Annotated in this window: 11 protein-coding genes and 2 tRNA genes; 7 read left to right on the top strand and 6 right to left on the bottom strand. The window is 62.8% G+C overall.

From position 1 onward, the window contains the following. Positions 1–31: 31 nt before the first annotated feature. Positions 32–2155 (bottom strand): polyphosphate kinase 1, encoded by a 2124-nt coding sequence (gene ppk1 / locus AC3FKH_RS23010; RefSeq protein WP_488678076.1) that lies wholly within the window; start codon positions 2153–2155, stop codon positions 32–34. Positions 2156–2311: 156 nt separating this feature from the next. On the opposite strand from ppk1, the gene ppx reads away from it, so the two are divergent. Next, complete coding sequence (ppx, locus tag AC3FKH_RS23015; protein WP_488678077.1) at positions 2312–3844, top strand: exopolyphosphatase; 1533 nt, start codon at positions 2312–2314, stop codon at positions 3842–3844. Between the two features lie 76 nt (positions 3845–3920). Here ppx and AC3FKH_RS23020 read toward each other — a convergent pair whose 3' ends face one another. The 3 genes from AC3FKH_RS23020 to infA all read right to left on the bottom strand — a co-directional run bounded on the left by AC3FKH_RS23020 (position 3921) and on the right by infA (position 6052). Next, a complete protein-coding gene (locus AC3FKH_RS23020) occupies positions 3921–4763 on the bottom strand; it encodes a GNAT family N-acetyltransferase (RefSeq protein WP_488678078.1) in 843 nt (280 codons plus the stop codon). A 366-nt stretch (positions 4764–5129) separates the two neighbouring features. Then, positions 5130–5606 carry a SixA phosphatase family protein gene (locus tag AC3FKH_RS23025; RefSeq protein ID WP_488678145.1) on the bottom strand — a complete coding sequence of 159 codons (477 nt, stop codon included), beginning with the start codon at positions 5604–5606 and terminating at the stop codon, positions 5130–5132. A 224-nt stretch (positions 5607–5830) separates the two neighbouring features. Next, complete coding sequence (infA, locus tag AC3FKH_RS23030; protein ID WP_006578938.1) at positions 5831–6052, bottom strand: translation initiation factor IF-1; 222 nt, start codon at positions 6050–6052, stop codon at positions 5831–5833. 609 nt (positions 6053–6661) lie between these two features. On the opposite strand from infA, the gene AC3FKH_RS23035 reads away from it, so the two are divergent. Then, a complete protein-coding gene (locus tag AC3FKH_RS23035) occupies positions 6662–7198 on the top strand; it encodes a hypothetical protein (RefSeq protein WP_488678080.1) in 537 nt (178 codons plus the stop codon). Between the two features lie 74 nt (positions 7199–7272). On the opposite strand, the gene AC3FKH_RS23040 is transcribed toward AC3FKH_RS23035, so the two are convergent. Further along, positions 7273–7349 (bottom strand) — tRNA-Pro (locus AC3FKH_RS23040). A gap of 427 nt (positions 7350–7776) precedes the next feature. Between AC3FKH_RS23040 and AC3FKH_RS23045 the strand changes: the two genes are divergently transcribed. The 4 genes from AC3FKH_RS23045 to AC3FKH_RS23060 all read left to right on the top strand — a co-directional run bounded on the left by AC3FKH_RS23045 (position 7777) and on the right by AC3FKH_RS23060 (position 10751). Continuing rightward, entirely contained in the window at positions 7777–8997 is a 1221-nt protein-coding gene (locus AC3FKH_RS23045; protein ID WP_488678081.1) for a GGDEF domain-containing protein, read from the top strand. A 41-nt stretch (positions 8998–9038) separates the two neighbouring features. Continuing rightward, positions 9039–9115, top strand: a tRNA-Arg gene (locus AC3FKH_RS23050). Positions 9116–9429: 314 nt separating this feature from the next. Next, on the top strand, positions 9430–10143 hold the full coding sequence (locus tag AC3FKH_RS23055; RefSeq protein ID WP_488678082.1) for a YoaK family protein: 714 nt from the start codon (positions 9430–9432) through the stop codon (positions 10141–10143). Next, on the top strand, positions 10140–10751 hold the full coding sequence (locus AC3FKH_RS23060; protein WP_488678083.1) for a TMEM175 family protein: 612 nt from the start codon (positions 10140–10142) through the stop codon (positions 10749–10751). The genes AC3FKH_RS23055 and AC3FKH_RS23060 overlap by 4 nt, the downstream gene beginning before the upstream one ends. A 129-nt stretch (positions 10752–10880) precedes the next feature. On the opposite strand, the gene AC3FKH_RS23065 is transcribed toward AC3FKH_RS23060, so the two are convergent. Further along, complete coding sequence (locus AC3FKH_RS23065; protein WP_488678084.1) at positions 10881–11609, bottom strand: IclR family transcriptional regulator; 729 nt, start codon at positions 11607–11609, stop codon at positions 10881–10883. A 165-nt stretch (positions 11610–11774) separates the two neighbouring features. Here AC3FKH_RS23065 and AC3FKH_RS23070 point away from each other — a divergent pair, with 165 nt between their 5' ends. After that, positions 11775–12737 carry a tripartite tricarboxylate transporter substrate binding protein gene (locus AC3FKH_RS23070; protein ID WP_488678086.1) on the top strand — a complete coding sequence of 321 codons (963 nt, stop codon included), beginning with the start codon at positions 11775–11777 and terminating at the stop codon, positions 12735–12737. Positions 12738–12743: the final 6 nt, after the last annotated feature.

Consider the following 12743-nt stretch of genomic DNA (forward strand, 5'->3'; position numbering starts at 1 on the left):
GGGCCCTTCTTCGTTGCGCCTGTGCAACTGCTCACGCGCTGCCGAACATGGCCAGCAGATCGTTCTGGCTCACGTGCGGGTGCTTGGAGCGCGTCTGCTTGCACACGTAATTGCCATCCGGCTGCATGATCCACGCCGAGGCATTGTCGCGCAGGTGCACCTGCAGGCTTTCCTTGATGACGCGTGCCTTCAGCGCCTTGTCCAGTACGGGGAACGCTACCTCGACACGGCGGAACAGGTTGCGGTCCATCCAGTCGGCGCTCGACAGGTAGAGCACCTCTTCGCCGCCCGCCAGGAAGTAATAGACGCGGTGGTGCTCCAGGAAGCGCCCGACGATCGAGCGCACCGCGATGTTCTCGGACATGCCCGGCACCCCGGGCATCAGCGCGCAGACGCCGCGTACGATCAGGTCGATCTTCACGCCCGCGCGCGACGCCTTGTATAGCTCGTCGATGATGGACGGCTCCAGCAGCGCGTTCATCTTCGCGATGATCCGGGCCGGCTTGCCGGCACGCGCATTGCGCGCCTCGGCGCGGATATGCTCGACCAGGTTGCTGTGCATGCTGAAGGGCGACTGCCACAGATGGTTCAGCCGGATCGTGCCGGCGGTCCCCGTCAGCAGCTGGAAGACGTGGTGGACGTCCTCGCAGATGGCCTCGTTGGCGGTCAGCAGGCCGAAGTCCGTGTACAGGCGTGCAGTGCGCGGATGGTAGTTGCCCGTGCCGAGGTGGGCGTAGCGGCGCAGCTTGACCTGCTTGGCCTTGGTGCCGGTGGCTTCGCGCCGCACGATCAGCAGCATCTTGGCATGGCACTTGTGTCCGACCACGCCGTAGATGACATGGGCGCCGGCCGATTCCAGGCGCTCGGCCCAGTTGATGTTGGTTTCCTCGTCGAAGCGCGCCAGGAGTTCCACGACGACGGTGACTTCCTTGCCGTTGCGCGCGGCGGTCATCAGCGCTTCCATGACCAGCGATTCATTGCCGGTGCGGTAGACCGTTTGCTTGATCGCCACCACATGCGGGTCGGTCGCGGCCTGCTGCAGCAGGTCAAGCACGGAGTTGAAGCTCTCGAACGGATGGTGCAGCAGCACGTCCTGCTGGCGGATGACATCGAAAATCGGTGCGCCGGTCGTGAATGGCTTGACCGGTGCCGGCACGTGCGGCGGAAACTTCAGCGCCGGACGATCCACCATGTCCGGGATCTGCATCAGCCGCACCAGGTTCACGGGCCCCGAGACGCGATACAGGTCCTGCTGGCCAAGGCCTGATTCCAGCAACAGCCGACGCGAGAGCGCCGGCGGGGTGTCCGACGACACTTCCAGCCGCACGGTGTCGCCGAAGTGGCGCGTCGGCAGCTCGCCCTGCAGCGCTTCGCGCAGGTCGGTGATCTCGTCTTCGGAAACAAAGAGGTCGGAATTGCGCGTCACGCGGAACTGGTAGCAGCCCAGGACGTCGATCGACGGAAACAGTTCATGCACGAATGCCTGCATGAACGAGGACAGCATCACGAAGCCGAACGAGTAGCCCGACAGCTTTTCAGGCATCTTCACCACGCGTGGCAGCGCGCGGGGGGCCTGCACGATGGCCAGGTCCGCATCGCGGCCGAAGGCGTCCTTGCCTGACAGCTCGACCACGAAGTTCAGGCTCTTGTTCAGGACACGGGGGAACGGGTGTGCCGGATCCAGGGCGATTGGCGTAAGGACCGGGCCGAGTTCGCGCACAAAGAAATCCCTGGCCCATTCGCGCTGCGTATCGGTCCAGGTCGTCGTCAGGTGAAAAAAGATGCCTTCCTTCTCAAGAAGGGGAAAAATGACGTTCTGCAGCATGTCATACTGCGAAGCCACCAACTGCTGCGTGCGCGCCGTGACAAGCTGATAGGTCTGCTGGAAGGAGAGGCCGTCGGGCGTGAGGCCGGAAGCGTTGTCGCGCATCTGTTCTTTCAACCCTGCCATGCGGATTTCAAAGAACTCGTCCAGATTGCTGGACACGATGCAGATGAATTTCAGCCGTTCCAGCAGCGGAACTTTGGGGTCGGCGGCCTGTGCCAGTACGCGCGCGTTGAATTCAAGAATGCCCAGCTCGCGGTTGAGCAGCGTGCTGGACGGTGTCGTCGACATGGGCATGACCTTCTTTTGGTAATGTGGCGACTTTTCCATAAATTCATGTCACTTTTATGACACTTTGATTTTGTCATGATGTTGACATGGCGAGGACATAATTTTCTGGTGTATCAGCATACCGGCCAAGCGGACCACGCGTCTCTTGCGGTGCGGTAACCTGTACCCCATGCCTTTCAGTTTTCCAGACATCGAATGAACAACTCTCCACGCCTGCTGGCTGCCGTCGACATGGGCTCGAACAGCTTTCGCCTGATGATCGGGCGAGTGGACGAAACCCCTACCGCCAATGGCCCGGCCAGCCAGATCTTTCAGGTCGACGCGCTGCGCGAGCCGGTGCGGCTGGCGGCGGGACTGACGCCGGATAAATATCTCGATCAGCCTGCGCGTCGGCGCGGCATCGACGCCTTGCGCCGCTTTGGCGACCGGCTGCGCGATTTCCCGCCGGACCAGGTGCGCGCCGTGGCGACCAACACGCTGCGCGTGGCCAAGAACGCCTCGGAGTTCCTGATCGAGGCCGAGGCCGCGCTCGGCTTCCCGATCGAAGTCATTGCCGGCCGCGAAGAAGCGCGCCTGATCTACCTGGGCGCATCGCACGACGCGCCGGTCTGCCAGGGCAACCGGCTGGTGGTCGACATCGGCGGCGGTTCGACCGAGTTCATCATCGGCAGCGGTTACCAGTCGCAGCTGATGGAAAGCCTCTACATCGGCTGCGTATCGCACAGCCGCCAGTTCTTTCCGAGCGGCAACGTCGACGAGTACGCGATGAAGCAGGCCGAACTGGCCGCGCGACGCGAGATCCAGGTGCTGGTGCGCCAGTATCGCGCGGCCGGTTGGCAGCAGGCGGTCGGATCATCGGGCACGGCGCGCGCGCTGGCCGAGCTGATCGAACTCAACGGCATGAACGACAGCACGGCCGAGCATGGCATCACGCGTGAAGGGCTGGAGCGGCTCAAGCGCGCGCTGGTCAAGGCCGAGAATACCAATCGCGTCAAGCTGGCGGGGCTGAAGGCGGACCGCATTCCGGTGTTGCCGGGTGGGCTCTCGATCATGCTTGGTGTGTTCGCCGAACTCGACATCGACCGCATGGACGTGACCGATGGCGCGTTGCGCCTCGGCGTGCTCTACGACCTCCTCGGGCGCAGCCACCACGAGGACATGCGTACTGTGACCGTGGACCAGTTCATGCGCCGCTACGGCGTGGACCGCGCCCAGGCGACCCGCGTGCGCCGCGCCGCGACCACGTTGCTGTCGCAGTTTCCAGAGCCGGCCCATGAACGCCGCGAGGATAATCTCGGGTTGCTTGGTTGGGCCGCCAGCCTGCATGAGGTGGGGATGTCGATTTCCCACGGCGGCTACCACAAGCATTCGGCCTATATCGCGACGCACGCGGACATGCCGGGCTTCTCCAGAACCGACCAGGCGCGCCTGGCGGCCTTGCTGCTCGGCCACGCCGGCAAGCTCGGCAAGCTTTCAGGCAGCGGCAGGTTCCTCGACTGGCGCATGCTGTTCAGCTTGCGGCTGGCCTTCGTGCTGTGCCGCCGGCGTTCTGATGCACCGCTGCCCGATATCCGGGTGTCGCAGCGTTCGGATGCTTTGGACGAGGGCTTCGAGGTTCGGGTGCCCAAGAGCTGGATCGAAGCCAATCCACTGGTCGAATACAGCCTGACGCAGGAGGCCGACGAATGGCAGCGCGTCGGCAAGCGGTACAAGGTGGTGTACGCCTGAGTGGCGCCGCCGCGCCGCCGGGCGCCAAACAGAAACGGCGGCCAGGGGCCGCCGTTTTTCATCGCGCCGGAGCGCTTCAGGCCGGGCGGTTCAGGCCCAGGAAGTGGCGCGCATAGCGCGGATTCATGTCGTTCACGCGCAGCAGCGTCAGGAAGTCAGCCACGTTGAAGTCGGGATCCCATGCGGGCAGGCCGCAGATGCGGGCGCCCAGGCGCAGGTAACCCTTGATCAGCGCCGGCGGCTCGACTTCAAGTTGCTGGTTGAGTTCTTCGACGGGTAGCGGCAAGCGCGGGAAGGCATGGTACTCGATGGGTGCCAGCGAGCGCTCGCTGAACAGCCGGTACAGGCTGGCCGCATAGTGGCCGCCATCGCTCATCGGCACGCTGGCGCAGCCGAGCATGGACTCGATGCCCCAGCGCTGCAGATACTCGCCCAGGCCGCCCCACAGGGCCATGATGACGCTGCCAGAGCGGTAGTCGCGGTGCACGCAGGAGCGCCCAAGCTCGAGCATCTTGGGACGCAGGTGGGACAGGCGAACGAGGTCGAATTCCGATTCTGCATACAGGCAGCCGATGCGCTTGGCCTGGTGCGGCGGCAGCACCCGGTAAGTGCCCACCACCTTCAGCGTGGCCATGTCCCGTACGATCAGGTGGTCGCAGTAGTCATCGAACATGTCGACGTCCAGCTCTGGCACCTTCGATGCCAGGCGCGCGCCCATCTCTTCGGCGAACACCTTGTAGCGCAGGCGCTGGGCTTCGACTACTTCGTCCTGGTGGCGCGCCCACGCCACGCTGAGAACAGGCGATTCATTTGCCGGTGTATCCGACGGGCGATGAAGACGCCTCCGCGCCGACTGGCCGACAAGGCCATTGGGCAGGGAGTCGAAAAGCGGCTGGGTCGGCGTCGGGAGGTCTCGCATCAGAGTGTCCTTTTGGTGACGAAACTGTTGCGAAGCAATGTAGTGAGCCGCGGTGACAGTGCCGTGACCCGGCGATGACGCTTCCATGACGCATGCAGGCGCAGCATGGCCACCGGGGGCCACCGACGGTGGTGCGGGGTGGGCGGGGCAGTTGGGGCGGGTGAGCGGGGTGGGGCTGCGAGACATGCTTGTTTCTCCGGGTCAGCAGCGCCGGGCATGCCGGCGAACCACGCGACTCTATTGAGTGGAGAAACAACGAACTATCGTTCTTTGCCGAATTTTCTCGGGGCGCCGGGCCGATGAGCGGCAGCTGGCGTGTCCACGCGGCGCCTGAGCGAAGATTGAGAAATTCCTCGCCGGCGAATCTCAGAGAAATTCAGGATTGATGACTGCGCGCAGCACCGTTTGCGCCTCGCTTTCGCGGGTACGGCTGGCCAGCCACCAGATGCCGCTCTTGCGCACGCTCCAGTTCATTTCGGTGCCGGCCAGCAGCAGGCTGGCCAGCCTGCCGATCCAGGGCTGGTGACCCACCACCACGATGTTCTCGTCGCCCTGCGGCCAGCCTATCGCGCTGAGGACCGCGCTGACGTCCGCGCCGGGGGCCAGGTCTTCCAGAATTTCAGGATGGCCGCTGTACGCCGCTGCGGTTTCGCGCGCGCGCAGCGCAGGGCTGCACAGTACCCGGGTCTTGGCCGGCAACTGAGCCCGCAGCCACGCCGCGGAGTCGTCCGCCTGCTTGCGCCCGCGGCGCGTGAGCGGACGCTGCAGGTCCGCGTTCCGGCTCAGGCTGAGCGGATCGGGGAGTTCTTCGGCTTCAGCGTGACGCCACAGGATCAGGTTCATGTCGGAGCGGGCCAGGGAGTGAGCTTCGAGTATGGTGAAGCCGTCCGACAGGCGCAAGCAGGGCGCGCCGTGGTGGCGGCGCGCACAAACAATACGGGCTGCCTGTCAGGCAGCCCGCAAGTGTCTCCGAGCGTAGTGTCAGGCACGTGACACACGCCGGCGCGCAATCATTGCGCTGAGGCCGGGGCCGGAAAATCGCTTCCGAACCCGGCGCTGGCAAAGACTCAGGACTTGTGGCGGAAGTTGATGCGGCCCTTGGTCAGGTCGTACGGCGACATTTCCAGGGTAACGCGATCGCCTGCCAGAATGCGGATGCGGTGCTTTTGCATCTTGCCCGATGCATAGGCCCAGATCTCGACGCCATTCTCGAGCAGGACTCGGTAACGATTGTCGGGCAGGGCTTCCGACACCACACCGCCAAATTCAATGAGTTCTTCCTTAGCCAATCTATCTTCCTTTTCTGCAACCCGCAGGGTGCAATGGTTTCGTTTTACATTCGATGTGACGCGACGCGCGGGCATGCTGGTCCGGCGCATGTGCACAGACTTGCCGCATGGCGGCGGGGGTGCGCCTTGAGTTGTCCCAGGCAAGCCGACACGGTCCAGAAGGCGCTGCAAACCGCGTGCCAACTGGTCCAGCTAGGAAATCGTCCAGGGGCGCTGTCTGCCCGGCCGATCTGTCTTGCCGATACGGCCGCAGAACCTCGGCCGTGCGAGTCGCGGGTGCGCGGGCAACGTGTTACCGGTCGCTCGCCATGTTTGTAACGCTGCGGAAGGATCTGAAGGGCCGGCCTTCACGCTGGAGAGAACGCCCGGTGACAGGGATGCGCGGAACATCCCGGGCTAACAATATATTGTACCACGGGCATCGGTTTTCAATGAAAGGTACGTAAGCGCTGGAGCGGGGCTTCCTGCATTGGCCAGCAGGCGACAGCCACGCGTGGATAAGTGATTCATGGTTATCACCAGCGCAGCTATGGCCCTTGGTATTTGACCGATATGCACTAGAACTAACTCGACAGGCCTTGTCAGAAGGTCTCGCAAACGGAGGTAGTCATGGAACTCCACCTGCAATCGCACCACTATGCACGCTGCCGGCCTGACTGGCGCACGGCCGTCGTCGCCGGCCTGATTGCCGGCACGGTGTACATGGTGCTGGAACTGCTGACCGCACGCTTCCTGTTCTACCTCGGCGCCTGGGACACGGTGAAGATGGTGGCGGCCATTATCCTGGGGCGCGAGGCGCTGGCTTCGCCGGACACCTTCAACTGGTCCATCGTTCTTGCCGCGGGCACGGTTCACTATGCGCTCTCGATCATCCTGGCGTCGGCGCTGGCATTCATCCTGGGCTCTTTTCGACTGGATTCGAGCATGGGCCTGGCATCCGTCGTCGGGATCGTCTTTGGCGTCGTGGCGTACCTGGTGAACTTCTACGCGCTGGGGCGCTATTTCAACTGGTTTGACGAGGCGCGAGGCTGGGAAAGCCTGTTTGCGCATGCCCTGTTCGGGTTGGTCGCCGCCGATGCCTACTGCCATTTCGAGCGGCGCAATGCGGCGGCGGGCGAGGCGCAACCGTCTTCGCCTGGTCCGTGAGGCCGGCATGATCCAGGAAAAGAAAAACGGCCTAGACATCACTGTCTAAGCCGTTGATCTATAAAGCAAAATACTGGTCGGAGCGATAGGATTCGAACCTACGACCCTCTGATCCCAAATCAGATGCGCTACCAGGCTGCGCTACGCTCCGAAGCCGGCTATTGTAGCGGGCTCTGCGTGGCGCGGTCAATCCATCTCAAAAAGTGTTGTCCGCAACGCCCCGAAGGGGCCGCCGCGCACGCACCCCGCTTCGGGCGGGCCAACTGCAGCTTGACTTGAATTCGGGCCCGGCGATAATCGCCAGACCGCCGTAGTCCGCCCGTCGCCCCGCTGGGAATCGATGAAGGGTACACCTCTTGGGCGGACTGTCCAGATCATCATGAAGAAGTGCGCTGCCGTTCGCGGCAAGCGTGCCCGCCGTACCAATCCGTTTGCCGCGTTGGCTGCCGGAGGTCCGGAGCGGTCTGGCGGCAACTTGAAAACGACGGTCCCGAAGCAGGATCGACACAAAAAGGGACGGTGGCGTCGTGCGGGTCGCTGCCTGTCGCTGGACGGGAATGAAGATGTTTCAGTCGCACATGATTGTGCTCATTGCAGGCCTGCTGGCCCTGCAAATGGCGGTGGTTTGCGCCGTGCTGCGCCGCTCGCAGGGAATGGGGCTGAGCGGCCTGACGTCGTGGGCACTCGGCGACCTCGTGGCCGCATCAGCGGCCGCCATGCCGGCCGTGGCCGAGTTCACAGGGTACTGGCTGGCTGCCGATGCCGTCGACATGGTCCTGTTCGCCGGCATTTCGCTGATGGTGGTGGGCACGCGGCATTTCGCCGGCAGGCCTGGGCGCGCGTCCTTGCTGGTCGTCCTGAATCTGATTTTGGGTGCCGCGATTGCCGGTGGCACGTGGTTGCCGCATGCCGACTGGCTGCAGGCGCTGCGCCCATGGGTGCCGATAGCGCTTGGCATCGGACAGACCTTGCTGCTGCTGGATATCGTTCGCAGCGTTGTGCCGTTGCTCCGGCAGAAGCGGGGCACGGGCAGGTTCGCCGCGCTGTCGCTGGTGCTGATTGCTGCCGGCTGTGCCGGGCTGAATGCCTGGAATCTCTCCGGTTCCATCGCGCAGCCAGGTGTACCTGGTCTGCTGGCACAAGACGGCTCGATGATCGTACTGAACATCTTCGCCGTGGTGGGGCTGTCGGTCAGCTTTGCCCTGATGGCCCACGACCGCCTCCGCCGGATGCTGGAGAGCAGGGCCAGCCATGACGACCTGACGGGGCTGCTGGCGCGCGGCGCATTCTGGCAGCAGCTGGAGGAGGCGAGTGCGCTAGCGGACCGGAATGGCAAGCCCCTGACCGTCGCGTTCGTCGACCTGGATCATTTCAAGGCCATCAACGATGTCTACGGGCACCTGGCCGGCGATAGCGTGCTGAGGCATTTCGCGGGTTTGCTGCGCAAGACGGTGGGTCAGCAAGACATCATTGGCCGGCTCGGTGGCGAAGAGTTCGCCGTGGTCATGCAGGAGACCACGCTCGAGCGGGGACGCGTGACAAGCCTGCGCCTGAGCTCGGCCGTGAGAAGCACGCCGTGTCCTTCCGAGCCGGACGCGATTGCCTATACCGTCAGCATCGGCATGGCCCAGCGCGAGCCGACCGAGACCGTCGAAAATCTGATGCGCCGCGCTGACCAGGCGCTTTACGATGCGAAGCACGCGGGCCGCAATTGCGTATCGCTTCACCGTGACAGTAAGGCAGGGCATGGCACGGGCGCAGTCGAATCCGCGCCCTGGCAGCGGCGCGCGACTTCCTGATCCGCCATGCGGCATCGCGCTGCGGTAGAATGCTGCCCTTCGCGTCCTTAGCTCAGCTGGATAGAGCACTCGCCTTCTAAGCGAGCGGTCAGAGGTTCGAGTCCTCTAGGACGCGCCAGTCTTTTTGCGGGTCTGCGGTCAATTCGGCAAGGCCCGAACCGCGGTATAGGTCCCGGTGACAATCTGCGGACAACGGCTTTCTTGTGGCCATGTGGCAACAAGGGGGCAGAGCGGGCTTCCTCGACTGTCTAGCCACCCCCGAATGGTAGTTATCTACTTCTTTTTGGTCGCTTCCGATTCGCGGTGAAGAGCGGTGCCTGGTTTTTTTGTCGCACGCTGCAGGTGCAGTTCCAACGCTTTCAGTTTGAACGTCAGTCCGTCTGTCCTGCACTAGTTCCGCGGCGCCCGAGGCCATTTGGAGATGCATTCGACATGACAGCCATCAGCGATTCGCAGTCACATGACAGCCCGCCCGTCAGCTTGTGGAGGCAATGCCGTACACCAGTGCTGCTTACCATCGTCGGGGGCGCCATTGACACAATAGGCTTTATCGCTTTGCTGGGCTTTTTCACTGCCCATGTGACAGGCAACCTGGTGCTGGCCGGCGCTGCCTTCGTGAAGGGCGGAGCGGGACTGTGGATCAAGCTGGGCGCCATCCCGTTATTCATCGCCACGGTCATGCTTGTCAAAATCTGGATAGACCATTGCAGCCAGTCCCACAAGACCCTGGGCTGGCTGTTCGTGGCAGAGGCGGCATTCCTGTCGGCCTTCATGCTGGCGGGCTTGTACTTCGATCCATTTCGCGATCCGGACGCCGGCGTACTGGCCTTGACCGGCGGCCTGGGCCTGGTGGCCCTGGCGATCCGCAATACGGCGAGCAAGACGTTGATCAAGCACATCAGCCCCAGCACCATGATGACGGGCAATACCACTCAGCTTGGCATCGATCTGTCCAATTTCGTGCGCACGCTCAGCCGCGAGCATGGTACGGCCTTGCTGAAAAGCGCAAGCATCGTGGCAGGTTTCGTCCTGGGTGCATTTCTTGGCGCCGTGCTCTACGTGCGTATCGGGTTCTGGAGCGTGCTGCCCTTCATGCTGATCATTCTGTATCTGGCCAGTCTTTCATTCCGCAAACAGTTCATTTGAGGGAGTCCATCATCATCAACAAGAGCCGACTCGAGTCCTTCAGTGATGGTGTCATTGCCGTGAGCCTGACGCTGATGCTCTATCAGATTCAACTGCCGGCAGAATTCAACTGGAATGGCGTGCTGGCGGAGGCCCGGCAGTTCCTTGGCTATGTGCTCAGTTTTATTTACGTCGGCATTTACTGGAATAACCATCATCACTTGTTCCAGGTGGTGCGCGGAATAAACGGAAGAATCATGTGGGTCAATCTCAACCTGCTGTTCTGGTTGACGATGATTCCCATCGCGACCACCTGGATGGGGAAATCCGGCTTCCTGGCAATTCCGACTGCGCTATATGCTTTTGTGCTGTTCATGTGTGCCGTATCCTTTTGGGCGCTGCAGCGTGCCATCATTGCGGCGGAGGGAAAGGATTCCCCGCTCGCGGATACGATCGGCAAGGATCGGAAAGGGAAGTGCTCGCTTGTGGTGTATGCGCTGGCCATTGCGGCAAGCTTTTACAGCAGCGTTGGAGCAACGATTATTCTCGTTGCGATGGCTGCGCTTTGGTTTCTTCCTGATTCGCGCATCGAACGGCACCTCCTGAAGCAGGATGGCAGAAAGCCGTAGCCGCGTTGATCGGGATTCGTTGCATAGGGAAATGGGCGGAGGATTTCCGGCGCAAGCGTAATCAACCGGATCGACGGCAAATTTGCCAGGACCACGTGTCCCGCCCGCGCGTGGCTCACAACGCCAGCTTCAGTCGTTGAGGTAGTTGTCCGTGCTGTAGACCTTCTCGCACCACGCCGAACTCGCGCCGAGGAGCCTCGACAGCTTGGCAGCCGCCACCAGTTGCACGCGCGCAATCTCGCCGCGATCCGCTGCCTGCAGGCGCGTGGCGGGACCAGAAAGCGTCAGCGAGGCCATGAACTTGTCACCCGCGCCGAACAACGGCGTCGCGAATGCCGCGGTGTAGAGATCCCGCACGCCGGCGGTAAACCATGGCAGCGCCTCGTCGCGCTTTGCCGATTCTTCTTCTTTTCCCCAGTACTTGAGCACGGAGCCGATGGCGGTATCGTCGAGCGGCAGGATCGTGCCCGGCAGTCGCGTCTCGCGCAACCCTTCGCTGGGCTCGGCGCGATAGAGGCACATGCGCTGCTCGTCGCCATGCAGCACGTAGTACGACGCGCTTTCCTTCGTCGCCAGTGCCAGTTCCTGCAGCACGGGCTCGATGATCGAGCCGAGCTGGAACGATTGCTCGTAAAGCTTGCCGAGATAAAGCAGGCGCGGCCCGAGCGCAAAGCGGCCATCGGCCGTGCGCACCACATAGCTCATCCGCTCCAGCGAGTTCAGCAGGCGGAAAACGGTCGTCTTGTGCATGCCGGATGTACTGGAAAGCTGCGCAAGCGATTGGATTTCGGCCCCCATCCGGAAGCAGTCCAGCAAGCCGAGCGCTTTTTCGACGGCGGCTACTCCGTGATTACTCATCGTTCATCCCCGTGCAAGTTTTGATGATTGTACTGTGTACAACGGCATTTTGTACTGTACACGGGTAAACGCCAAGTGGAACCGCGACTTTAACCGACTATAGTTGTCTCAGATTTATGAAACGACGTTGTACAGAATACAACGACAAAAAAACGGAGACAACCAATGCGTTCAGTCCGAACCCTTCTTCTCGCAGCCTTTGCGATGACCACGATGTCCGCGCAGGCCGCATGGCCCGACGACCGGCCCATCGAGGTGGTCGTCGGTTTTGCCGCCGGGGGAGGGACCGACTTGCTGGCCCGCGCCATGGCCCCGTTTCTTCAAAAGCATGTCGGCGGCAAGGCCCGCATCGTGGTGGTGAACAAGCCGGGCGCGTCGGGCGAGATCGCCTATTCCGCGCTCGCCCGTGCCACGGCGGACGGCTACACCATCGGCATCGTGTCGACGCCGTCGCTGCTGACCATCCCCATCCAGCGCAAGCCCAAGTACGACCCGGCGGCCATCGTTCCGCTGGCGCGCGTGATCGACGACCCGACGATGTTCGTGGTCGCCGGCGACAGCAAGCTCGCGTCGATGGCCGACCTGGTGAAGCAACTCAAGGCGAACCCCGAAGGCTTGGCGATGGGCAGCAACGGGATCGGCACCAATGGCCACATGGCTGCATTGGCGCTCCAGCAGGCGACCGGCGCCAAGGTCAATCACATTCCTTTCGCCGGGACGTCCCAGACCAAGACGAGCTTGCTGGGCCATCACATCGACGTGATGGCGATGAGCACCACCGAGTTCACCGAGGCGGACCGCGCCTCGAAGGACGTGAAGGTGCTGGCGCAACTGGGCAATGCGCGGCGCCCCGGACTGGTGGCCGACGTGCCGACCGCGCGCGAGCAGAAGCTCGACATCACGATCTCGTCGGAGCGCGGTTTCGCGGCGCCGCGCGGCTTGCCGCCGGATGTCGCGAAGCGCCTGCAGGAGGCCATCGAAGCCACGACGAAAGACCCCGAATTCCTGGCCCGCGCCGTCAACGAGGCGCGCGGCATCTCCTACCTGTCCGGCGCGGCGTGGACCCAGCATATGGCCACGCAGCGCGGAAAGTTCGAAAGCCTCTGGAAGATCGCTTCCACGAAGTGACCCTCT

It is taken from the genome of Cupriavidus sp. 21MJTG02-4, from assembly GCF_057798975.1.

Excerpts from the sequence above, each read along its gene's own strand:
- ppk1 (WP_488678076.1), bottom strand. The coding sequence starts at position 2,155 with ATGGAAAAGTCGCCACATTACCAAAAGAAGGTCATGCCCATGTCGACG.
- ppx (WP_488678077.1), top strand. The coding sequence starts at position 2,312 with ATGAACAACTCTCCACGCCTGCTGGCTGCCGTCGACATGGGCTCGAAC.
- AC3FKH_RS23020 (WP_488678078.1), bottom strand. The coding sequence starts at position 4,763 with ATGCGAGACCTCCCGACGCCGACCCAGCCGCTTTTCGACTCCCTGCCC.
- AC3FKH_RS23025 (WP_488678145.1), bottom strand. The coding sequence starts at position 5,606 with ATGAACCTGATCCTGTGGCGTCACGCTGAAGCCGAAGAACTCCCCGAT.
- AC3FKH_RS23035 (WP_488678080.1), top strand. The coding sequence starts at position 6,662 with ATGGAACTCCACCTGCAATCGCACCACTATGCACGCTGCCGGCCTGAC.
- AC3FKH_RS23045 (WP_488678081.1), top strand. The coding sequence starts at position 7,777 with ATGATTGTGCTCATTGCAGGCCTGCTGGCCCTGCAAATGGCGGTGGTT.
- AC3FKH_RS23055 (WP_488678082.1), top strand. The coding sequence starts at position 9,430 with ATGACAGCCATCAGCGATTCGCAGTCACATGACAGCCCGCCCGTCAGC.
- AC3FKH_RS23065 (WP_488678084.1), bottom strand. The coding sequence starts at position 11,609 with ATGAGTAATCACGGAGTAGCCGCCGTCGAAAAAGCGCTCGGCTTGCTG.
- AC3FKH_RS23070 (WP_488678086.1), top strand. The coding sequence starts at position 11,775 with ATGCGTTCAGTCCGAACCCTTCTTCTCGCAGCCTTTGCGATGACCACG.